This is a genomic window from Novosphingobium indicum (assembly GCF_014645195.1).
GTDB classification, from domain to species: domain Bacteria; phylum Pseudomonadota; class Alphaproteobacteria; order Sphingomonadales; family Sphingomonadaceae; genus Novosphingobium; species Novosphingobium indicum.
In genome coordinates this window covers 1-21,864 of the sequence record NZ_BMLK01000038.1, presented here as the reverse complement: position 1 = coordinate 21,864, position 21,864 = coordinate 1, and the positions used below count along the sequence as shown (strand labels likewise).

General features: G+C 62.0%; 19 protein-coding genes. 11 read left to right on the top strand and 8 right to left on the bottom strand.

Translation table 11 applies throughout. The annotated features are described in order from the left end of the window. Positions 1 to 51 precede the first annotated feature (51 nt). From IEX64_RS22365 to IEX64_RS22355, 3 genes are all read left to right on the top strand, one after another. On the top strand, positions 52 to 435 hold the full coding sequence (locus tag IEX64_RS22365) for a c-type cytochrome (RefSeq protein ID WP_188823450.1): 384 nt from the start codon (positions 52 to 54) through the stop codon (positions 433 to 435). Between the two features lie 27 nt (positions 436 to 462). After that, on the top strand, positions 463 to 1,674 hold the full coding sequence (locus IEX64_RS22360) for an NAD(P)/FAD-dependent oxidoreductase (RefSeq protein ID WP_188823448.1): 1,212 nt from the start codon (positions 463 to 465) through the stop codon (positions 1,672 to 1,674). A 106-nt stretch (positions 1,675 to 1,780) separates the two neighbouring features. Then, positions 1,781 to 2,674, top strand: a complete 894-nt coding sequence (locus IEX64_RS22355; RefSeq protein WP_188823446.1) for a LysR substrate-binding domain-containing protein — start codon at positions 1,781 to 1,783, stop codon at positions 2,672 to 2,674. A gap of 11 nt (positions 2,675 to 2,685) precedes the next feature. Here the strand turns inward: IEX64_RS22355 and IEX64_RS22350 are convergent, their stop codons facing one another. Beyond that, complete coding sequence (locus tag IEX64_RS22350) at positions 2,686 to 4,347, bottom strand: amidase (protein ID WP_188823444.1); 1,662 nt, start codon at positions 4,345 to 4,347, stop codon at positions 2,686 to 2,688. 35 nt (positions 4,348 to 4,382) lie between these two features. After that, entirely contained in the window at positions 4,383 to 6,989 is a 2,607-nt protein-coding gene (locus tag IEX64_RS22345) for a TonB-dependent receptor plug domain-containing protein (RefSeq protein ID WP_188823442.1), read from the bottom strand. 609 nt (positions 6,990 to 7,598) lie between these two features. Between IEX64_RS22345 and IEX64_RS22340 the strand changes: the two genes are divergently transcribed. The 5 genes from IEX64_RS22340 to IEX64_RS22320 are packed head-to-tail and all read left to right on the top strand — an operon-like array spanning position 7,599 to position 12,336. Next, positions 7,599 to 8,303 (top strand): ABC transporter ATP-binding protein, encoded by a 705-nt coding sequence (locus tag IEX64_RS22340; protein WP_188823440.1) that lies wholly within the window; start codon positions 7,599 to 7,601, stop codon positions 8,301 to 8,303. A 10-nt stretch (positions 8,304 to 8,313) separates the two neighbouring features. After that, positions 8,314 to 9,762: an ABC transporter permease subunit gene (locus IEX64_RS22335; RefSeq protein ID WP_188823438.1), complete on the top strand. Its 1,449-nt coding sequence runs from the start codon at positions 8,314 to 8,316 to the stop codon at positions 9,760 to 9,762. Between the two features lie 42 nt (positions 9,763 to 9,804). Then, positions 9,805 to 11,247 (top strand): ABC transporter permease subunit, encoded by a 1,443-nt coding sequence (locus IEX64_RS22330; RefSeq protein ID WP_188823436.1) that lies wholly within the window; start codon positions 9,805 to 9,807, stop codon positions 11,245 to 11,247. Between the two features lie 30 nt (positions 11,248 to 11,277). Next, the gene (locus tag IEX64_RS22325) at positions 11,278 to 11,829 is read left to right on the top strand and encodes a hypothetical protein (RefSeq protein ID WP_188823434.1); all 552 of its coding nucleotides are present in this window, start codon (positions 11,278 to 11,280) and stop codon (positions 11,827 to 11,829) included. A gap of 51 nt (positions 11,830 to 11,880) precedes the next feature. Next, the gene (locus IEX64_RS22320; RefSeq protein WP_188823432.1) at positions 11,881 to 12,336 is read left to right on the top strand and encodes a hypothetical protein; all 456 of its coding nucleotides are present in this window, start codon (positions 11,881 to 11,883) and stop codon (positions 12,334 to 12,336) included. A gap of 217 nt (positions 12,337 to 12,553) precedes the next feature. On the opposite strand, the gene IEX64_RS22315 is transcribed toward IEX64_RS22320, so the two are convergent. Genes IEX64_RS22315 through metC form a run of 6 tightly spaced genes read right to left on the bottom strand, consistent with a single transcriptional unit; the run spans position 12,554 to position 18,359 of the window. Then, a complete protein-coding gene (locus IEX64_RS22315) occupies positions 12,554 to 13,015 on the bottom strand; it encodes a RidA family protein (RefSeq protein ID WP_188823429.1) in 462 nt (153 codons plus the stop codon). Between the two features lie 45 nt (positions 13,016 to 13,060). After that, entirely contained in the window at positions 13,061 to 13,822 is a 762-nt protein-coding gene (locus IEX64_RS22310; protein ID WP_188823428.1) for an amino acid ABC transporter ATP-binding protein, read from the bottom strand. Beyond that, a complete protein-coding gene (locus IEX64_RS22305; protein ID WP_229710652.1) occupies positions 13,819 to 14,916 on the bottom strand; it encodes an amino acid ABC transporter permease in 1,098 nt (365 codons plus the stop codon). The genes IEX64_RS22310 and IEX64_RS22305 overlap by 4 nt, the downstream gene beginning before the upstream one ends. Continuing rightward, positions 14,913 to 16,082: an amino acid ABC transporter permease gene (locus tag IEX64_RS22300; protein ID WP_188823426.1), complete on the bottom strand. Its 1,170-nt coding sequence runs from the start codon at positions 16,080 to 16,082 to the stop codon at positions 14,913 to 14,915. The genes IEX64_RS22305 and IEX64_RS22300 overlap by 4 nt, the downstream gene beginning before the upstream one ends. 15 nt (positions 16,083 to 16,097) lie before the next feature. Continuing rightward, positions 16,098 to 17,162, bottom strand: coding sequence for an amino acid ABC transporter substrate-binding protein (locus tag IEX64_RS22295; protein WP_188823424.1), 1,065 nt, complete (start codon positions 17,160 to 17,162; stop codon positions 16,098 to 16,100). A gap of 3 nt (positions 17,163 to 17,165) precedes the next feature. Next, a complete protein-coding gene (metC, locus tag IEX64_RS22290; RefSeq protein ID WP_188823422.1) occupies positions 17,166 to 18,359 on the bottom strand; it encodes a cystathionine beta-lyase in 1,194 nt (397 codons plus the stop codon). 265 nt (positions 18,360 to 18,624) lie between these two features. Here metC and IEX64_RS22285 point away from each other — a divergent pair, with 265 nt between their 5' ends. The 3 genes from IEX64_RS22285 (at position 18,625) to IEX64_RS22275 (ending at position 21,819) form a co-directional block, all read left to right on the top strand. Continuing rightward, on the top strand, positions 18,625 to 19,593 hold the full coding sequence (locus tag IEX64_RS22285) for a copper resistance protein B (RefSeq protein ID WP_188823421.1): 969 nt from the start codon (positions 18,625 to 18,627) through the stop codon (positions 19,591 to 19,593). Positions 19,594 to 19,612: 19 nt separating this feature from the next. Further along, positions 19,613 to 20,728 carry a PepSY-associated TM helix domain-containing protein gene (locus IEX64_RS22280; protein WP_188823419.1) on the top strand — a complete coding sequence of 372 codons (1,116 nt, stop codon included), beginning with the start codon at positions 19,613 to 19,615 and terminating at the stop codon, positions 20,726 to 20,728. 332 nt (positions 20,729 to 21,060) lie between these two features. Then, complete coding sequence (locus IEX64_RS22275) at positions 21,061 to 21,819, top strand: DUF7146 domain-containing protein (RefSeq protein ID WP_229710651.1); 759 nt, start codon at positions 21,061 to 21,063, stop codon at positions 21,817 to 21,819. The last annotated feature ends 45 nt before the right edge of the window (positions 21,820 to 21,864 follow it).

The following is a 21,864-nucleotide window of genomic DNA, read 5'->3' as shown; positions in this document are numbered from 1 at the left end:
TTTTCCAAGGTGGTTGAGACTCGAGGTTGCAAGAAGATGTCTGTCCGTAAGTTGGCGATCGTCCTGGCGGCGTTTGGAGCAACCGGCATTGCGGCGTCGATCGCGGGTCCCTCGGTGAGTGCGCAGAGCCCCGCTTCCCTCGAGGCAGGCCGCATCTATTTCCGCAACAACTGTGCGGCCTGCCATTCTGTCGAGCCGGGCAAGGAAAGTGGCTTTGCGCCCAATCTTTTCGGATTGGGCGGCCGCCTCTCCGGTTCTGGACCGGGCGGAGGCAGCAAGGCCCTGGTCGATGCGAAGATCGCCTGGAACCAGGAGACTCTTCAGTCATTCCTGGCCGATCCGGCAGGGCTGGCGCCAGGTACATCGATGGTCATCAGCGTGACCAACCCTGGGGATCGTTCCGCGTTGGTCTTCTACCTGTTGTCCAGCAAGTGATCCTCCGAACATGCAATTGGAGTGCCCATGATCATCACCCGTCGTAGCTTCATCGCTGGCGCCGCTGCCCTGGCTGCAGCCGGACATACTCGTCTGCTGGCCGAGGGGCGCAAGATTCGTGTCGGCATCGTTGGCGGCGGCATCATCGGTGCGTCGACCGCCGTGCAATTGGCCCGAGCCGGCGCTGAAGTCATCGTCTTCGAGAAGGAAGAACCGGCAGCCGGGGCGACCGGGGCTTCGGTGGCCTGGATCAATCCGGTGGTAAACGATGCGCACTACATGAAGCTGCGCGTGGAAAGCATCGACGCCTGGCAGGAAGACGACATGCTCTACGGCATGGGCGCGATCTGGGGCGGTTCGATCAGCTGGGTCAACGGCGAAGGAAACATCGCCAAGCTCAAAGCCAAGGCCGACCTGATCCGCGAAACCTACGAAGAGCCCAAGCTGCTCAACGGACCCGGGATTACCGAGGCATGCCCCGTGGTTTTTCCGGGTGATGAGGTCAGCTACGCGTTTCAGACCCGCAAGGACGGTCACGTCGATCCGGTCTTCGCAACGCATCGCTACCTGCACATTGCGGAGCGCTATGGTGCCAAGGTGATCTACCCTTGCGAAGTGACTGCCATCAAGGTGGACAAGAAGGGCAAGTTCACCAGCGTCGCGACGACCAAGGGCGACTTCGATCTCGATTACCTGGTGAGCGCCAGCGGGACGGCTACGCCGCACGTGGTTTCGTTGCTTGGGCAGAAGTTCGAGCTGGCGCACAAGCCGGGTCTTGTCGTGCACACCACGCCGCTGCCGTTCGAAACCAACAAGGTGTTCGAGGACGACGGCTACATCGAGTTCAAGCAATACTACGATGGCCGAGTGCTGACCCGTTTCGGCTCGCCGCCGGACCTGCCCCAGCATGCCGGCATCCGCGATCATGAAATGGCCTATCCCAGCCAGGACCTGAAGGAATGGCATGCGCGGCATCTCATCAGCGAAACGGCCAAGATCTTCCCGTCGGTGAAGGATGCCGAGCCTGCCAAGATTCTGCTGGGCTTCCGTCCCTACCCGCTGGACAACCGGCCCGTGATTGGCCCGGTGCCTGGCGTGAGCAATGTCTTCATGGTGGTGACGCACAGTGGCATTACGCTGGCGCCGATCCTTGGCCGCTACATGGCCCACGAGATCATGACGGGACAACAGGCCGATATTCTCGCTCCCTATCGTCCCACCCGCTATATTTCGGCTTGATGCGGAATGAGGGGCCGGTTGCCCTCGCCGCGCAACACCTAATTCCGATTGACAGAAAGTGCCTCGGATATAACCTGCCATCATAGGGTTAGGGGAGCGGTTCACTGTGAATTTTAGGCAGTTGGAGATCTTTCGGGCCCTCATGATCGGCGGGTCTGCGTCGCGCGCAGCCGAGCTTTTGCGAGTGACGCAGCCTGCCGTCAGCCGCGCCATTTCCGAACTTGAAAGCCGGATCGGCTTTCCCTTGTTCGATCGGGTAAAGGGGCGGCTGATCCCGACCCCCGAAGGTCAGTTGTTCTTCAATGACGTCAACAACGCCTTTGTCGGCCTGGACTCGCTGCGCTCATCAGCAGCGCGCATCCGCGATTTCGGATCGGGCAGCCTGCGCATCGCCAGCCTGGCTGCGCTGGGTTCGACGCTTGTGCCGCGCGCCGTACGGCGTTTTCGCGAAACGAACCCGCACACCTCGATCACGCTGCAGGTGCTCTCCTCTTCGGGCGTGCGCGATGCAGTGGCCAACCAGCAGTTCGACATCGGCCTTGCCGCCGATGAGGTGGACCTTTCCGGCGTCGATCACAGCGTGTTCCAGAGCGCTCGCGCTGTTGCCGTGATGCCGCCGGATCATCCGCTCACCAAGAACGATGTGATCTACGCGCAGGATCTGCACAACATGGCATTCATTTCGCTGGCGCCCGAAGACCGGGCCCGTTCGCGTATCGCCGATACTTTCGAGGCGGTTGGCGCGCGTCCGCACATTGTGGTCGAGACGCCAGCGTCGATGACGATCTGCGCCCTGGCACTGCAAGGCGTTGGGATCGGCCTGGTCAATCCCATGGCGTCGGACGGCTTCGAGAAGCGTGGGCTGGTCATTCGCCCTTACGAGCCGGCAGTGTTCTTCAAGTCCTATATTCTGTTCCGCCCCGACGCGCAGCGAGCGCGGCTGGTGCGCGAGTTTACCTCGGCCTTGAACGATGTGCTGCGCATTGGCGCCAAAGACTGACGTCGTCCTGTTCAAGGCAGGGACAGGCACACCGCTCCGGTAGGTGTATCGCAATCGACGATGCGTGGCTTGCCAGCCAGCCTCTGCCACGTACTGGCTATTGCAAGCAGTCGCAGGTCATCACCTTCGCGCCCCAGGATTTCGAGCGAGACGGGGCGAGGGCCCACTGGCGTCATGGCCGTGCCGAGGGGAAATGCCAGCGCAGGACGACCGGAATAGGCTGCGAACCGATGCGTTCCGGCGGTTTCCGGACCTGTTTGCGCGAGGGCATAGAGGCCTTGGACCGAGGGATAGACAAGGATGTCGAAACAGGGAGCGCTGCCGTAACAGGCGAAGGCTTCGTCCAGCCGTTCACGCACGAAGCGATCGCGAAACGAGCCATTGGCTTCATAGCGCGGATCACTTGCCTTGCCGGCACGCCTGGCCATGAAGCTGCTCACCTGCTCGACGACCCGGGCGGTCGATTGCCCCTTGGCTGACGAGCCTTGGAGCGCTTTGAGCAGTTGCGCCGCATCTGTGGGCGCGTCAGAACGCGTGGGTAGGTAGTGGTCCATGACGTCCGGAAAATCGAAGACGGAACGGCTGGCAAATTTCGCACCCTTGCCCGGTGCTTCGATCGTGCCGGTCAGTACCAATTCGTCGCGCAGGTGCGTGTCGGACACGTGGGCTCCGGCGGTGCGGAGCGATTGCAGGGCCTTGTCGAGCGCTGCGACCTGGCGCGGCTCGGTGATGAAGGCGCGCAGGACGCCCACGCGCAGGCCTCGCAGTGTCTGCGCGTCTTCTGGCGTCTTGGGCGACAGCACGCGCAGTACGGTCGCACAGTCGAGGGGATCGAGGCACATCGGCCCGATGACATCCTGCGAGGGGCTCAGTCCCATCACGCCATCTAGCGGGATGGTGCCGAAAGTGGGGCGCAAGCCGGTCGTCCCGGCAAGGGCGGCGGGCACGCGCGCCGATCCGGAGGTGTCCGTGCCAAGTGCAATCAGCCCCAACCCGGCCGCCAGCGCGGCCGCGTTGCCCGACGAAGAGCCGCCAGCGCTTTCGGAGACCGCGTAGGGGCTGGAGGTCTGCCCGTCGAGCGAAGAGCGACCTTTGAAATCTAATGCAAATTCGGACATGTTGGTCTTGGCAATGACGATTGCGCCCGCGCGCTTCAATCGGGCGACGGCAGCGGAGTCCGTCGAAGCGATGTTGCCGGTCAGGACCGCGCTGCCACCTGTCGTGGCAAAGCCGGCCACGTCGATGTTGTCCTTCACCAGCAGGGGCACGCAGGCAAGCGGCAATTGTCGGCGTGTTGCCATCGGCGTCGCGTCGATCCGCACGGCCTCAGCCATCGCTTCCGGTGCAATTTCGATAAGCGCGTGGAGTTTGCCGTCGAGCCGCAGGGCGCGCTTGATATAGCTGGCGATTATCTGCGTACAGCGCGCATTGGGTGCCCGCAGCGCGGCATGAAGAGCGGCGATGGATTGAGGCGCCGGAGGGAGGGAGGATCGCCCGGTCACGCTCGCGTTCGGTATGATGAGTGCCGAAAGCGCGGCAAGGCATCCCAGCTTCTTCATCGCACGATGCCGGATCGCCGCACGTTGGCGACGATCCGGCTGGTGCGTACCCGACCGCGAGCCAAGGTCGATCATGGCGACCGGCGATGCATATGCGGGATCAGAAGGCTGCATCGTGTTTCGCGATCGAAGGCGCTGCGCCCGGGTCGTTAAAAGTCGACCTTTACCTTGGCATACAGGAAGCGACCCGAAGTGCCGTAGGGAGCGATATAGGCGTAGGGATAGATCCCGTTGTTGTCGGCGCCGTTGGTGCCTGCGGCCACCGATTCCACCGTCGAGGCAATCTGCTCGTCGGGCATATTGTCGAACAGGTTGCTGGCGCCAAGGGTGAAGGTGAACTGCTCGTTGACCTTGAACGCGACTTCCAGATCGGCGACGACATCGGCACCGAAGTGCTGGATCATGTCGTAGTTGTTGCCGTTGGGAACCAGCGTGACGTCGTAGCCCGGCAGGAGCAGGGCATCGACCTGGGCCTGGGTCTTGTTGGTCAGCGCAACCTGCGAAACCTTGCCATAGCGGGTCAGGGTCAGGTTGGTGGAAATCCAGTCATGCTTCCAGTTGAAGTTGAGCGTGACCTTGCTATCCGGCGTGCTCTGCGTCAGGCGAACCTGCTGCGTGAGGTCGACCAGCGGGGTGGTGATCCCGATCGCCGCAAGCGGTCCGGGCGTGCCCACCACATTGTCGATCTTGGCGTGGTTGTAGTTGCCCGCCAGCGTGACCGAGAGTTCGTCGACGTCGCTGAACCAGGTGCTCCACGTCGCCGTGACATCGACGCCCTGCGAGGTGGTGTCCACGCCGTTGGTGACGAAGGAGACCGAGCTGATGTTCGGATAGCCATTGGCTGTCAGGTAATTAACCAGCGCGGTGCCGCTAAACGTACCGGACAGGGCGAGGCGATCCTCCAGCTTGATGCGATAGTAGTCCGCCGCGATGCTGAGCTTGCCGAGGGACAGAACCGCGCCGGCAGACAAGTTCTTCGACTTTTCGGGCTTAAGCTCGGGAGCGCCGATGAGGGCCGAGAGCGGATCGGCCGTCGACACCAGGCGGATCGCGACCGGATTGCCGTTGAGGAAGTTGGTGGTGGAGGAGTTGTAGTAGATTTGCGCGAGTGCCGGAGCACGGAACCCGGTGCCGTACGAACCGCGCAAGGCGAACCAGTCGGTCACGTCGAAGCGGCCGGCGAACTTGTAGTTTGTGGTGCTGCCGAAGTCGGAATAATGTTCGTACCGGATCGCGGCATCAAGCAAGAGCTTTTCGAAGAACACCTTCTGGATTTCGCCATAAACCGACTTGGCATTGCGGCTGCCCGAGGTTGCCGACGAGGGCGGCAGGCCCGGGGTCGGCTGCGAACCGACGGCACCCTGCTTGCCCGCATTGGGGCCGTCGAGAATGGCTACGCCGCCATCGGTGTAGCTTTCGAGACTGCCGGCGCCCAGCTTGTACCATTCCTTGCGATATTCCGCGCCGAAGGCGATCTGCAGGGGCGAGCCGTCGCCCAGCGGGATATCGCGGGTGAAGTCGAGGTTCGTCGTCCACTGGTCGAACTGGCTCGAACCACGGAAGAAGCTGGTCGGGCTGTCCGCGCCGTAGGTTACGTTGTTGGTGTTGTAGTCAGCCTGGCTGGTGTAGCTCTGGCCGTAGGTCGTCGAGACGTCGATCCCGAAACCTGCAGCCTCGCCACGTAGGCCGCCGGTACCCGAATAGTTCTCGAGTACGACCGCGTTCAGCGGCAGGTAGCCGTCGGGATGGATCGCACGGACGGTCTCGTTCTGGCCCGCACGGCGCAGGAAGTTGTAGGTCGTGCCGTCCAGCTTGTTCCAGCCACCGAAGGCATAGGCCTCGAAGTCGCCGACCGGCAGCTTGGCGTTCGCGAACAGGGCCTTGTTGGTATAGTCCGGCTCGCCGAACACCCAGATGTCGCGGTTGAACGTTGCCTCGCGCGCGTCGAGCGTGCCGTTCGAGGCCGTGAGGCCGGTACCCGAACCGTAATAGCTCGAAGGCATGACCAGGTTGCCGTTCGCATCGGTGCCGAAATACTGCTGGCGGGTATCGGGGCGCGCGCGATCGGTATGGTTGTGATCGACGTACATGCCGGTCACGCGGATCACGCCGCCGTCGCTGCCGAGCGGCAGGCCAACTGCAACATTGCCTTCAAGATGCTGGCCGTCGCCATGGGTCGTGATGCCGCCCTTGCCCGATGCGCTCACACCGAACTTGTCTTCCAGCATGATGTTGACGACGCCGCCGATGGCGTCCGAGCCGTACTGCGCCGCCGCGCCGTCGCGCAGGACCTGCACGGACTTGATGGCGAAGGCCGGAATGGCACCGAAGTCATAGGCCACGTCACCGCGGCCGATCTGGTTGTTGGTATTGAGCTCGCTGTTCGTGTGGCGCCGCTTGCCGTTCACCATCAGCAGCAACTGACCCGTGGACAGGCCGCGCAGCGTGGGCGACTGCAGATAGTCCGAGGTGCCTACCGACGAGGGGCGCGGCGTGCTGAAGCTCGGGATAGCGACCTTGATCATGGATTGCAGGTCGTTGCCGCCGCCCTTGGTCAGCTGTTCTGCCGAGACGGCATCGATGGGCGTGGGCGAATCCTGGACGGTACGGTCACCGAAGCGCGAGCCGGTAACGACGATGTTGTCCGAGGGCGTGACCGATGCGGCTTCCTGGGCCATCGCGGGCCAGGCAAGCAAAATGGAAGAGGAGCAAAGCAGCGCCTTCAGCGCGACCTGGCGATTGACGAACGATCCCATAACAATCCCCTAATGTACTGGTTGTCCTCTCCGCCATCGGCTCAACATCGTGTTGTAATTGCGACACCTTTTTAGCTGTCTAGAGCCGTCGCTGCTGGCAGTTCCCTGCAATCTGCCAGCTTGCGGCGTCGTCGTATAATGGTCATGGGGTTGACAGTATAACAAGTGACTATGCGTGAAGCATTTATGCATGATTGTTAAGTGTCGGATGGCCGTGGAGGCTTCCGGTTCGGAAATGTTCATTTGCGATGTGTTCGTGATTAGTCGCCGTCGCGAAACCTGATCAAGGCAGGGTCAGGTTTGCTCGCGAACAGATCGTTCCTGGCACGTCGTTCGGCAGAAACTGACCTTGTTCCGTAATTTTGATCGCGATGCGCCCAGGTTATCAGGCGTGAGCAAGATGCCCAACCAGCCTTTACGATAGCTCAGCGCATGTCGATCCCTGCCACAGCTGAGCCCCCGACGATCGGGTCCCTGGTGGACTCAGAAATCCCATAACATTCACTTATGAAGTCCTGCAAAGCAATACATTGCGCAGCACTCACTTTCACGGCTTACTGTCGGCATCCGGGAAATCCATGAAATTCATTCATACTTCGGAGGTGTCGCGTGCTTGAAGCTGTCAATCTCAAAAAGGACTACGGGGGCCATCTTGCCCTCAAGGGTCTCAACCTGAAGATCGAACCGGGTGAAATTTACTGCCTGCTGGGCGCCAATGGTGCCGGCAAGAGCACGACGATCAACCTGTTCCTGGATTTCATCAAACCGAGTTCGGGGATGGCCCTGATCGACGGCATGAATGTCGCGGATCATTCGATCGAAACGAAGAAGGCCCTGGCCTACATTCCCGAGATCGTCATGCTCTATCGCAATCTGAGCGGTCTGGAGAACCTACGCTACTTCAGCCAGCTGGCCGGTCACAGCGAATACACCGACGCCGACCTGCTCGGCTTCCTCAAGCGCGCAGGTCTTCCCGATCATGCGCCGATGAAGCGCGTGGGCGGCTACTCGAAGGGCATGCGCCAGAAGGTCGGCATTGCCATCGCAATTGCCAAGCAGGCGAAGGTCCTGCTGCTGGACGAGCCGACCTCCGGCCTCGATCCCAAGGCCTCGAACGAATTCTCGGACCTCTTGGTCCAGCTCGCGGGCGACGGCGTGGCCATTCTCATGGCCACCCACGACCTGTTCCGCGCCAAGGAGAGCGGCACGCGCGCCGGCATCATGAAGCACGGCGAACTGGTGGCTGACCTAGTCACAGCGGACATCGGCCACGCCGACCTAGAGGCGCTGTACCTCAAGCACATGCACGACTGAGGGGGCAGACATGATCTGGACCATCGCAAAGAAGGAACTCACGGAGATCCGGCGAGACGGCCGGTTTCTGTGGACCAGTCTAATCATCGTCGCGCTTTTGTTCATCGCGCTCGGGGTCGGCGCGCAGCGCTATGCTGCCGATCGCGATCTGCGCATCGAAGCATCGCAGGAAGACCGCGACAGCTGGCTGAACCAGGGTGACAAAGGCCCGCACGCAGCCGCTCACTACGGCGTCTACGGGTTCAAGCCGGCCACGCCGCTGGCGCTGTTCGATCCGGGCCTCAATGACTACACGGGCACGCTCCAGTATCTCGAGGCACACAAAGAAAACCAGGCCGCGTTCAAACCGGCCGCCGATGCCACCGCGCTGGCGCGCTTCGGCGACCTGTCGGGTGCCATGGTCTTGCAGCTGCTAGTGCCGCTGCTGATCATCCTACTCTGTTTCGGCATGATCTCGGGCGAGCGTGAGGATGGTACTTTCCGCCAGTTGATGAGCATGGGCGTACCGCGCACCAAGCTCGTCTGGGGCAAGGCGCTCGGTGTCACCGGGGCAATCGCCATCGTGCTGGTGCCCGGTATCCTCATCGCGGGAGTTCTCGCCGCGATTCTCGCCGGCAACAACGATCCGCACGAGATGATCGACTTCCAGGGCAAGCTACTGGTGGTTGCGCTCGCTTATGTCGCCTACTTCGCGATTTTCGTGTGCGTTGCGCTGGCGATCTCGATCCGCTCGCGCTCATCGGGCGCGGCGCTGACAACGCTGGTCGGGTTCTGGATCGTCACCGGTCTTCTGGTTCCGCGCATCGGTGCCGATATCAGCAAGGCGGTCTATCCGACCCCATCCGCCTTCGAAGTGGAGGCTTCGATCCAGAAGGGACGGGACGCAGGCATTCACGCCCACGAGCCCAACCACCCCAACCATATCGCGTTCAAGAACAAGATGCTCAAGAAGTACAACGTCACGCGCATCGAGGACCTGCCCTACAGTTTCCAGGGCCTGGCGCTTGAGGCTGACGAAGAGCACGGGTTCAAGGTGTTCGACCAGAACTATGGCCGGGTGCGTGAACTCTACGCCGAGCAGGACAAGGTCCAGCAGGTGCTGTCCGTGCTGTCGCCGGCCGTCGCCATCGAAGGCCTTTCCGAGGCGCTTTCGGGAACCGACGTGGATTTCGCCAACGACTTCTCGAACGCCGCGGAAGCCTATCGCCGCAACATGGTGCGCATCCTCAACGCCGACATCATGCAGGGCGGCAAGGGCATGACGCAGTACTCTGCCGAGTGGGGGTACCGAGCCAACAAGTCGCTGTGGTCCAAGGTTCCGCCCTTCGACTTCGACCCGCCGGGTCTCTCGACCATCCTGGGGCGTAACCTCGTCTCGATCCTCGTGCTGCTGGCGTGGTTGGTTGGAAGTATCTTCTGGCTGACCTGGAGTGCCCGCCGCATCAAGATCGACATGTAAGTCGACCGCCTTGACCATACAATTTGCACGGAAGGTTCGACCATGATCCGTCAGATAATGAAGAACGAGTGGACTCTGCTCTCACGGGAGAAGATCCTCTATCTCGCCCTGCCGATCTACCTGGTGATGCTGATCTACGGCATCATGAACGGCACGGAATGGAAAACATTCCTTTATGACAATTCGATCGAAGCGCGCGAGATGGCCGACAAGGTCTTCCAGTCAAAGCGCGATACGCTCGACAAGATCCTCGCCGGGAAGCTGAAGTACTCCTACGCCGAGGACCCGCGACTGCCCGCACAGTTGGCGCGCTACAAAGGCTACGAGATGGCGACCAAGCCACCGGCACCCACTGCCGCCATCTCCATCGGTCAGAGCGACGTGGTTCCGTCCTATGTCAAGGTCCAGTGGAAGCCGATGTTCAAGCAGGCCAACACGGACGAAATCGAGAACCCGCGCAATCTTGCCGTGGGCACGTTCGATCTCTCCTTCGTGCTGATCTACCTCTACCCTCTGCTGATCATCGCGCTGAGCTACAACGTCCTGTCATCCGAACGCGAACAGGGCACGCAGGTCCTGCTGCTTTCGCAACCGGTTTCGGTGCGCCAGTTCGTGCTCGGCAAGATCCTGCTGCGAGGAAGCCTGATCATCGGCACCGCGGTCGTGGTTTCGCTCTTCGGACTGATCGTGGCGAACCCTGATATCCTTTCTGCAGGCTATGCGTGGCGGATCGCGATGATGGCCGTGATCCTGGCGCTTTACGGCACGTTCTGGTTCGGACTGGCCGTGCTGGTGAACGCGCTGGGCAAGAAGAGCTCGACCAACGCACTCATCATGATGGCGGCGTGGATCGGGCTCGTGCTGGTGCTGCCGGCGGCCCTCAATCTTGCGGCCAAGACGCTCTATCCGCTGCCTTCGCGCATTGCGATGGTGCAGGCTCTGCGCAAGGGTGACGAGCAGGCGACCAAGGAAAGCAAGTTCAGCCGTGCCTATCGTGCCGACTTGCTGCGGGCCGGCGAGGAAGCCGCGCTTAAGGCGAGCAACACCGACTTCTACCTCAAGGTTCTGCCGCTGGAACAGCAGGCCGAGAAGATTGCCCAGCCGATCTTCGACGAGTTCGAAAACCAGCGCCAAGCCCAGCAGACCCTTGCCGAACGGCTGAAGTACCTGAGTCCCGCCGCCGTGACCCAGATCGCCTTCAACGAACTGGCGGACAGTAGCGCCGGGAGCTTCAACAACTTCAACCAACAGGTCGAGGCCTACCACGATGTCTGGCGGCAGTACTTCCTGAAGCCGGTGCAGGAAAACCGGGTGCTTACCAAGGACGAGCTCTGGAACATTCCGCGCTTCCAGTACCAGCCTGAATCCGGGTCGACGATCTTTGGACGGATCTTCGGGGATGTTCTGGCGCTGCTGATCTTTGCCGGTGCGATGCTGGTGATCGGTTTCCGCCTGCTCCGCAACTACTCGGGTGCCGCGCGCTGAGCGCGTGGCCCCAGACAGGGAATTGACACCATGAAACCCAAGCCATCCATCCTGACCCTTGGTACCCTCGCCGTGGCGCTTTGTGGCAGCGCCCCGGCACTGGCCAAGGCTGATTTCCAGCAGGCTCCGGCCAGCGCCGCTCCGGACGACTTCGCGCGGACCGGCAACGGCATTGCCTTCTACAACGTGCCCAACCGTCGCCACACCACGCTCGCCCCGGAAGGCAATACGACGGTTTCGACCGTGAGCCTGACGTTCGAGAAGCCGACGGACGTGCTGGTCCAGTTCTCCAGCGAACTGGCAGTGGAAGCCGAGCCGGGCTGCCCCTGTTCGGTTCGTGCCATGCTACAGATGGACGACGAGGAACCGGTCGTCGTCAAGCGCATCAATCTCGGAACGCTCGGCACCCAGGATTTGCTCAAACTGGGCGCCGACCGGCAGAGCGTGGACGGCTCCTACGTCTACTCGGTCCCGCCGGGCAAGCACAGCTTCTCGCTGATCTATCTCCCGGTCACTGGCCGGAGCGAGAAGCTCAATGCGTTCTACTCCAATCTTCAGGCGTTGCCGTACCCGGCAAAGTGACGAAGGCGCCGGGGCCATAGCCTTCGGCGAAGCACAAGTTCCCAGCAGGCCATGGTCAGGATCGCTTCCGTCGCGGTTCTGGCCATGGCCATTTTTGCGAGTGAAAGGATGATAATGAAAATCAACACCCTGGTTTTGGGCAGTCTCTTCCTTGCGGCGCCGGCCATGGTGAGCGGAGAGGAAATGCCGACCTTTGCCATGCAAGGAACGGGTATCGCCTACTCCAACATACCCAACCGCGATCCGATCATGATCGACCAGAGCGCGGATTCGAGCGTCTCCTCTCTCACGGTCAACACGAAGGCCAAGAAGGGCACCGACGTGATGGTGACGTTCACCTCTGGCATTGCGGTCGATACCAGCGAAGGGTGCCCGTGTTCGGTGCGCGCGATGCTCCAACTGGATGAAGAGGAGCCGATTGTGATCAAGCGCATCAACATCGGCTCCCCGGCGGTCCAGGAAGTGAACAAGTACGAGCAAGATCGGCAGCCGGTTGTTGGCTCCTAGGTGTTCCGCGTCAAGCCCGGCACGCACAAGATCTCTCTGGTATACAAGCAGGTCGAGGGCAGCAGCAAGCTGCTCGAGGCCTACTATGCCAACATGCAGGCCGTTTCGTCTCCCGTGAAACGATCGCGGCGCGAATGGTGCGCAAAAAGAAGGGGCGGTTCCGATTTGGAGCCGCCCCTTTTCAGTGAGGGTGAGGGTAGTGAACGCGGGGCGCAGGTCAGTCCGCGATGCGGATCAGGGCTTCGACTTCCACGGCATGGCCCATGGGCAACTGGTAGACGCCCACAGCCGAGCGGGCATGGCGTCCGGCATCGCCAAACACCTCGACCATGAGGTCGGAGCAGCCGTTCATGACCTGGGGAATGCGATCAAACGCGCCATGGGTACGCACAAAGCCACCAAGCCGAAGGACTTGCTGCACGCGGCCGAGATCCCCGTCGCAGGCCGCGCGAAACTGCGCGATCAGGTTAATGCCGCAAAGCCGCGCACCGTGTGCCGCGAGTTCGATATCGACTTCGTCACCAACAACACCGCGCACCCCGCCGTGCTTGTCCATCGAAAGCTGGCCCGAGATATGGACCAGATTGCCGTCGCGCATGAACGGGACATAGTTTGCCACAGGGGCCAGTGGCTGCGGCAGTTCAATATCGAGAGCGCGAAGCCGTTCGATGACGGACATGGGTGGTAACTCCTATCGGGGTGGGGGCGGCGGGACTGCAGGATATCAGTGCAGGACCTGGGCCAGGAACGTGCGCGTGCGCTCATGCCGGGGATTGCCGAAGAACTCAGCCGGCGTATTCATTTCGACGATTTGCCCGGCATCCATGAAGATGACGCGGTCCGCGACCTGGCGGGCGAAGCCCATCTCGTGGGTCACGCACAGCATCGTCATGCCTTCCTCGGCAAGGTCGACCATGATGTCGAGTACTTCCTTGACCATCTCGGCATCAAGCGCGGACGTGGGCTCGTCGAACAGCATCACACTGGGAGACATGCACAGCGCACGGGCAATGGCCACGCGTTGCTGCTGTCCGCCCGAGAGCTGGCCGGGATACTTGTCCGCCTGTTCCGGGATGCGCACGCGGGCCAGGAAGTGGCGGGCGCGTTCTTCCGCTTCGGCAAGGGGCTGACGGCGTACCCGCATCGGCGCCAGCATGCAGTTTTCGAGGATCGTGAGGTGCGGGAACAGGTTGAACCCCTGAAACACCATGCCGACGTCACGGCGAATCTCGTCGATGGCCTTGAAGTTGGAGGACAACTGCGTGCCGTTAACCGTGATCGCGCCCTCCTGGTGCGTTTCCAGTGCATTGATGCAGCGGATCAGGGTCGATTTGCCCGAACCGGATGGACCGCAGATCACGATGCGTTCACCGCGTTTGACCGACAGTTCCACGTTTCGGAGCGCATGATAGTCGCCGTACCATTTGTTGAGGCCGTCGATCACAATGGCGGGAGGCTCTTCGCCGGTAAGTGGGGAAGTTGTCACCGCTGAACTCCTGCGGATAGCTTGTGCTCTAGCCAGAGCGAATAGCGCGAGATGCCGAAGCAGATCACGAAGTAGACGAAGCCGACAAGGATGTAGGTCTCGATGTAGGGCGAGGGCCAATCCGGATCGGTCAGGGCCGAGCGACCGGCGCTCAGCAGGTCGAACAGGCCGACCACCAGCACGAGGCTGGTGTTCTTGACGACAACGACCACTGTGTTGGTGAGGGGCGGGATGACCGCGTGGATGGCCTGCGGAAGGATGATGAAGCGCAAGGTGGCGAGGCGGCCCAGCCCCAGCGCGCGCGCGGCCTCTTCCTGTCCCTTCGGCAGCGATTGCAGGCCGCCGCGGATAACCTCCGCGAGGTAGGCTGCGCTGTAGAAGGTGAGGGCGACGAGCGCACGGGACAAGTTGTCGAACGTTACGCCATCGGGCAGCATCAGCGGCAGCAGGATGGCGGCAATGAACAGCATGGTCAGCAGCGGCAGCCCGCGAACAATCTCGATGAAGCCAACCGACAGCCAGCGCATCATGCGGTCTTCGCTACGGCGGCCGAGCGCCAGCAGAATGCCGAAGGGGAACCCGATGGTGAGCGAAAGGACGGTCAGCAGGATGGTGATCGGCAAGCCGCCCCAGTCGCCCGTCGGCACCGGCTGGAGGCCGAGGGTGTCACCGCCCATGAGCAGCAGCGAGCTGACTATGACCACCAGCCAGCCGGTGGCGGTAGCGCGCGTCCAGTTGCGCTCCGGCAGCGACCACAAGGTGATGGCGAGAAAGGCGAGGACGACCACGATCGGTCGCCATTGCTGGTCCGGCGGATAGATTCCGAACAGGATCAGCGGCCACTTGGCACCAAGGAAGGCCCAGCAGGCACCGGCATCGAAGCAGGCCTGGCCATTGCCTCGCCACACCGCATCGAACACCGCCCAGTCCAGCACGCGGGGCACGGCCCAGAGCGCGCAGAGCGAGATCAGCACGGTCAGCAGACTGCTCGCCACATCGCCGAACAGCAGCTTGCGCCAGCCGCGCTTGACCAGTGCTGGCGCCGGGCGGACTGCTTCGGCGTCCTGGCGTAGGAAGGCTTCGACCGGCATCATCGCGTCACCAGCCCTAGCTTCTGGTTGTAAAGGTTCATCAGCCAGGACGCACCGAGGCTGATCGCCAGGAAGATCGCCATGAGGATGCCGACGCCTTCGAGCGCCTGGCCGGTCTGGTTGATCGTGGTCGCGGTGATGAAATTCAGTTCGGGGTAACCCACGACCAGCGCCAGCGTCGAGTTCTTCATGATGTTAATGTACTGGCTCGTCATTGGCGGAATGATCAGCCGCATGGCCTGCGGCAGCACGATCAGGCGCAGTGTCTGGTGTTCGGACAGGCCGATGGCGCGCGCGGCCTCCCACTGTCCGCGCGGCACCGCGTCGAGGCCGCCCCGAATGATCTCGGCGGCAAAGGCGGTCGAATAGACAGTCAGGCCAACCAGGATGGCGACGAATTCGGGGGTAAGGGTGACGCCACCCATGTAGTTGAAGCGGCCGAGCGTTGCGTACTCAAGCGATGGGCGCAGGCCGGTCGTCGCCGCCACCAGGACCGCGGCGACCAGGGTTCCCGCCACGATCTTGCGTCCCGCATGCGGCGAGCGACCGGTTTCGGTACGCCGGCGTTGATCGCGCCGCCGCACCGTCCAGGCCCAGCCGAGTCCCACCACCAGCACGAACACGCCGGGAAGCAGTGGTCCGTCCAGATGCAGCCGCGGGAAGTAAAGTCCGCGGTCGGTGAACCATACGCCGGGCAGGGGGTGGCTGGCGTGGTCCGTGTCGGGGAGGCCGAACGCGACCACCGCGTACCAGAACAGCAATTGCACCACGATCGGCATGTTGCGGCAGGTATCGACGAACACAGCGGAAAGGCCGCTCGCGAAAGGATGGCTGGAACGCCGCGCGACACCGACGACAACGCCAAGCGCGGTGGACAGGACGATCACCAGCAATGTGATGTAGAGCGTGTTGCCCAGACCGACGACGAAGGCCCAGCCGAAACTATCGGTCGGGTCGTAAGGCAGCAGGCTTTCGGCGATGGGAAAGCGGGCGCCGCGCCACAGGAAGTCGAAGCCGACCATGATCCCGCGACTGTGCAGGTTTTGCGCGGTGTTGCTTGCCAGCCAGGCGAACAGGCCGACGAGCGAGAGTACAATCGCCACTTGCGCGATGCGCCAACCGGTGGAGGCGCTAGCGGTCGATTCGCGGGCGGGAGACGGGCGGGCCATGCTGGTGGGGCCCGATCAGTAGAAGCCGATGGGGACCATCAGTCCGCCGTCGCGCTGCAGCCGGTTCATGCCCCGCTCGATCTTCAGCGGGCTGTCCTTGCCCACGTTGCGGTCGTACATCTCGCCATAGTTACCAAGCTGCTTGACGATATTGTAGGCGAAGTCCTCGCTGAGACCGAGGGCCTTGCCGTTGCCCGGCTCAACGCCGAGGAAACGCTGCACGATGGGGTCGCGTGACTGGCGCATTTCGTCGACGTTGGCCTGGTTGATCCCCAGCTGTTCGGCCATCAGCATCGCGTGGAACGCGAACTTGACGATATCGAACCACTGATCGTCGCCGTGCCGAACCGAGGGGGCCAGCGCAGTGACCTCGTCGTTCGCGGGAATGATGACGTAATCTTCCGGGTTCTGGGCCTGCGTGGCGCGGATCGAGGCAAGGGCCGAGGCATCGGTGATCAACGCATCGCAGCGCCCACCGAAGAAAGCCTGCCGCGTGGCCGGAACGCTGTCGAACACCACCGGGCGCAGCTTCAGGTCGTACTTGCGCGAAACGTCGGCGAAGGTGACTTCAGGCATCGAGCCTGTTTGGATGCACACCGATGCGCCGGTCATGTCCTGCACACGGCGGACGCCCTTGTCCTTGCGCAGCATGAAGCCGGTGTAATCGTAGAAATTGGGATAGGTGAAATTCACCCCGTTGGCATCGCGCAGCAGGGTCCACGTCGTGGTGCGTGGCAGCACATCGATTTCGCCGGTCTGGAGCGCAGTGAGGCGCTGCTGGCCGGTCAGGGGAATGAAACGCGCCTTGTTCTTGTCCCCGAACACGGCAGCGGCGATGGCCCGGCACGTTTCCACGTCCAGCCCTCGCCAGTAGCCCTTGTCGTCCGGTGCACCGAAGCCGACGGTGCCCTGGCTGGCGCCGCAGCGGATGTAGCCGCGCGCTTTGATCGCGGCAAGCGTCTTGCCGTCGCTGGCCTCTCCTTGCGCGCCGCCGGTCGTTTCGGAGCCACCGCAACCGGCCAGCGGCGCAGCGAGGGCAAGAAACGCACCTATCAGCAGTTTACGTGTGCGCCGGGACATGGTTCAGATATCCTGCGCGATGTCGCCCACGGATGCCACGCCGATTTCGCGGAACACCATGTCCAGGTCGGCCCACAGGTCCTCTACATCCTCGAGTCCCACGCTGATGCGCAGGATCGTGCCTTCCTCGGTCCATGGCGTGGCGACGCGGTCGTTGCGGACCGACATTGGCACGATAAGGCTGCGCGTGCCGCCCCAGCTGGCACCGATCGCGAAGGTCTTCATCGCAGTCAGTGCGGCGGGGATATAGGGTTCCGTCTCGGGTGACAGGACGACCGAGAAGACGCCTGAGCAGCCCGCGAAATCGCGCTTCCACGTTTCGTGGCCGGGGCATTCGGGCAGCGCCGGGTGTAGTACGCGCTCGACACCGGGAAGCCCGGAAATTCGCTTCGCGAAGATCGTGCTGACTTCGCCGATATGCTTCATGCGAACGCCCATGGTTTCCAGTCCGCGCAGCGCCAATGCGCAATCATCGGGCGACACGCCGATGCCGAGCATGCGAGTTGTGTCCTTGAGCGCGCGATGCAGGGCGACTTCCGATACACTGATCGAGCCGAGCAGAATGTCGCTATGCCCGCCAACGTACTTGGTGAGCGCTTCCATCGAGAAATCGATGCCGTGATCGAGCGGCTTGAATAGCAGCGGTGTCGCCCAGGTGTTGTCGCAACCGGTCATGATCCCGCGCGCCTTAGCAACCTTCACGATGGCGGGGATGTCTTGAAACTCCATTGTCGTCGAGCCCGGCGATTCCATCCAGATCAGCTTGGTCTGGTCGTCGATCAGGTCGGCAATTTCGGCACCGATCATCGGATCGTAAACGGCATGGTCGATCCCGCGCGGGGCAAGGTAGTTGACGCAGAAGCCGCGCACGGGCGGATAGGCATTGTCCGGGATCAGGACCTTGTCGCCCGGGCGCAGCACAGTCAGCAGGACAATCGCGATGCCGGCCTGACCTGACGGAACGATGACCGTGCGTTCGCCATTTTCAAGTGCCGTCAGCTGGGCTTCGAGCGTCTTGGTCGTCGGAGTGCCATGTAGCCCGTAGGTATACCCGTCCGGTCCACGGTGCTTTCGATTGGCATACTCTTCGGCGGTGTCGAAAACGATCGTCGAAGCCCGATACGTTGGAACAGTAAGACTTTCAAATCCGCTCTGGTCGATCTTCGGGTGGTGAACCACGCGGGTCAGGTCTTTCATGGTGTTCCTCGGACTTGCGTTCAATTCCACCGTTTTAAAAATTCAGGACTAGAAACACAATTCAACGGTGGTCACATGTCTATTACAAAAAGTTATATTCTCGTTTGCGGCTGCGCCCGCTCGTGCCCGGGACGATGTCAGGCCATGTTCTTGGTGCGAATCCCGCGCCTTTTCTGCAAGCTGTCGGGAGGTCAAAGACTACGTCGCACTTCGTCGGTGGCTGGCCGGGGTGACCAATCGCTCTCGGCTGCAGTTCACCCTATAAATGAAACGCATAGTTATCGAACTTCATATCAATTGTATTCCTATGCCGCTCAACGAAAATTCTCCTCGTCCGGCACGCGGAAGCGAACGCCGGCTTTCGGGCTGGAATATCGATTTGCCTCCTCGTCGGGTCGCGCCGTCGGCCTTCCCAGCGTGCGAGGATTTCCATGCCGAAGAAGTCTGCCTGAGCGCAATACGCCGCATCCTGCGTACGCAAAGGGGCCCGGCAGGCGCAGAGCAGGCAGGCTTTAGCCGTTCTAGGCAGGCCATCATGCTTGTTGCTGCACTCGGGGCGCTATGCGAACCGCTGGATGCGAGTGCTCAGGAACTGGGTGACCAAGAAGAGGTACTGTCGATTTCGCTAAACCTCGACTATTTCGAGCTGCGCAGAGGCGAAGGGGACGAGAGCCTTTTCTCCGACATGACGGCCACGGCGACAAAGGGAGCTGACTCGCTGGCTTTCAAGTTCTCCAGCGACATTCCCTTCTCGTCCGTGTTTGGCGGTGTCGAGTTGCAGGCGCGCTACATGCGACAAGTCAGCCCCGGGATTTCCCTGATAGCGGGACTGAGAACCGATCAGGGAGCCGGTACATCGGACTTCTATCCCTACGTGGGTATCGCAATATCGCCGCATCCTGTACTTGGTACCGAAATGCTGTTCTTCCGCTCCGAGGATGGCAAGATACTGGGGAGGGCTGAAGCCGTCGGGCTGGTGCCGATCGCCGGGCCATTCAGCATCGAGGGAAAGGTCGAAGCGAACTGGGCCAGCACGACGGGTCGATTCGGCCCGGGGGGCCTAGGCAATCTTGAAATGAGCAGCCGCGCGTTGCTCCAAGCCGATGACCGGACGCAGTTCTATGCCGGTGTCCTGCATGCGCAATTGTTGGGCAAGGCGGAGCGGCTTGCCCGGCAGGACGGAGACAGTACCGCAATTACTTCACTGGTTTTCGGGACGCGATGGCAAATGTGACAGCAGATTTCAATTCGGCATGAAAGCGCGGACGGCAAAGTCCTGGAAACGGCTGCACCGTTGGCTGGGTGTCTCGCTCGGTCTGCTCTGGCTGGCCCAGGGACTGACGGGTGCCCTGTTGGTCTTTCACCGGGAACTAAAGCATCCTGCGGAACTGACGCCGGGCACGTTCACTGCGCTGCCTCCCTCGCGCATACTAGGGGCCGCTCGTCATCTTTCCGGCCGACCGATCGATCGGCTTAATGCCTCGGGTGAAGACGCGAGGGTAGTCGAGGCGCGCTATCACGATGCCCAGGGCCGAAAGCGCATATTGACGCTGGATGCGGGCACGGCAAAGATCCTCGATAGAGAGGAGCAAGATCCGGGTTCGCCCTTCACCGGGTCCTTCTGGCGCTGGCTGGTCGATCTCCACGTGCATATCCTGGCAGGGGCCGTTGGTGAACTGCTCGTTGCCGCAAGCGGAGTGTTCCTCTTCGCCAGCCTCTGCCTTGGCTTGCGAGTTGCCTGGCCGGGCGCCGCGAAATTGCCCTTGATCGCCAAGATTCGGACGTGGCGCTCGAGGCCACAACGCTTGTACGGTTGGCATCGCCTTGTCGGCATGATGGTTGGCCCCGCGCTGGCGGTTGTGGCGATGACCGGCGTCTACATGGCGTTCATGCAGGGCGCAGGGGCCCTGTTTGGCTTTTCCGATCCGTTCGAGGCGCGTTTCGCTCTGCCCGATACGGGCGAGGCGCGACAGCCGCAGTGGGACGCCGACCAGGCCTTTGCCTTTGCCCTGCAGCGGTTTCCCGATGGAAGGCTTGCTCAATTGCAGACGCCTGTCGAACGGCCGGGTTATTATTTCGTCAGACTGCGCCGGAATTGCGAGTGGCGCAGTTGGGCCGGACGGGCCGCGGTATTGATCGATGCGACATCGGGCCGGATCGTGCGCGAATACGATCCGTGCCGAGCGACATGGGCGCATCGCCTGGAAGACGCGGTTTATCCTATTCACACGGGAGAGGCCTCCGGCTTTACGGGTCGAGTATTGGTTTTCCGCGCAGGTGGCGGAATGGTGGTGATTATTCTGTTGGGCGCCATTTCGTGGACAGAAACCAGGACGCGCAAGCGGCAGGGAAACCGGACGGTCGGGTGATAGCCTCGTCCGTTTGCTATGAACGGCAACTTTCTTAGATCGGTGTTTCAAATCCCGACAGTCGCGAATGTCCCACCTGCGGCCGGGCCTCACCGGCTGGCGAACCAGGCAATGAAGGGCAGGAGGAGGCGAGGGGAAGGGCATGTTCCTGTCGGGGAGCAGACATGCCCGCATCGTCCATCATACTCACCTATCGAGACCTCGAAACTGAGGCGGCCAATCTCGTTAAACGCCTTGGCGGGATTTGGTCGCCGAGCGGCGGGATGTGTCGATGTCCGGCGCACAATGACCACATGCCCAGTCTGTCCGTGAGGGTGGGCAGGACAGCCCTGTTGTTCAAATGCTTCGCGGGCTGTGAGACCATCGACGTCATGCGGGCAATCCGGGGTCTCGATGTGAGCATCCCTGCCGGTGGCGAGCGGCTCACCGGATCACCAAGTTCGCACCTCAGCCCGGTTTGGCTTCGACGCCGTGCGCAAGATTTGTGGGACCAAGCCCTGCCGATCGCGGGAACACCGGCTCAGGCTTACCTCCGTCGCCGCGCGATCCCGCTGACGCCGTCCGTCCTGCGATATCATCCCAGCACGCCGCTTGGGCGAGGTAAGCTGGCGGCATTTCGTCCCGCCATGCTCGCCGCAATCCACGAAGATGACCGCCTCGTCGCGCTCCAGCGGACGTTCCTCGACACGCAGGAACCGCGCCGCGCCCGTGACCTTACCCATCCGCGTCGTTCTCTTGCGCAACCGGGCCGAGGCGCTGTCATCCTCGCACCGGCGACTGAGGTGCTGGGTCTTGCCGAAGGGGTGGAATCCGCTCTTTCAGCGATGATCCTGCTGGGCGTCCCCGTCTGGGCAACGCTCGGCAGCGAACGGTTCCCCTACGTTGCCGTGCCGGAGACCGTCACCCGCCTGATCCTGCTGCCCGACAACGACCGGGCCGGGCGCATCGGTGCCGCCAAGGCCAGCGAGGCCCATGTCGTGCCAGGCCGCACCATAGAGACGATCTGGCCGCCTGCGGGCTTCAATGACTGGAACGACGCACTGCGCGCATGGAGGAAGGGAGTGGTGAAAGGGACGCGGCAAGCGGCCTGAATGGTCGGGCCTCGTCCGCCAGGAGAATATCCATGTCCCAGCCCT